Below are 530 nucleotides of genomic sequence, written 5' to 3' on the forward strand. Positions count from 1 at the left end.
CATTTCGCCCGCGAAACCACGGCGGCGGCGCAGAAGCTGGCCATGCGCCACGCCGCCGCGCACGGCCGCAGGATCGTGTTCGACGTCGACTACCGCCCGAACCTGTGGGGCCTCGCCGGCCACGGCGCCGGCGAGGAACGGTTCATCGCCTCCGACGCGGTCAGCGCCCACCTCGCCCCCGTCCTCGCCGATTGCGACGTCATCGTCGGCACCGAAGAGGAGCTGATGATCGCCGGCGGCGTCGCGGACCCGCTCGCCGCCATCCGGGTCATCCGCGAACTCAGCCCCCTGGCGCTCATCGTGTGCAAGCGCGGCCCCATGGGCTGCGTCGCGTTCGATGGGCCGATCCCCGACGAGATCGACGCCGGCATCAAGGGCCCGGGCTTCCCCGTCGAGGTCTTCAACGTGCTCGGCGCCGGCGACGCCTTCATGTCGGGCTTCCTGCGCGGCTACCTGCGCGGCGAGCCGATCGAGACGGCCTGCGCCTACGCCAATGCGTGCGGGGCCTTCGCGGTGTCGCGGCTGCTGTG

The 530-nt window shown here is 72.3% G+C and carries 1 protein-coding gene; it reads left to right on the top strand.

Going from position 1 to position 530, the window contains the following annotated elements; genetic code table 11:
• The coding region (locus D3272_RS27085) for a PfkB family carbohydrate kinase (RefSeq protein ID WP_245496820.1) at positions 1–530 on the top strand (530 nt) is incomplete at both ends.

This window comes from Lichenibacterium ramalinae (assembly GCF_004137085.1).
Taxonomy (GTDB): Bacteria; Pseudomonadota; Alphaproteobacteria; order Rhizobiales; family Beijerinckiaceae; genus Lichenihabitans; species Lichenihabitans ramalinae.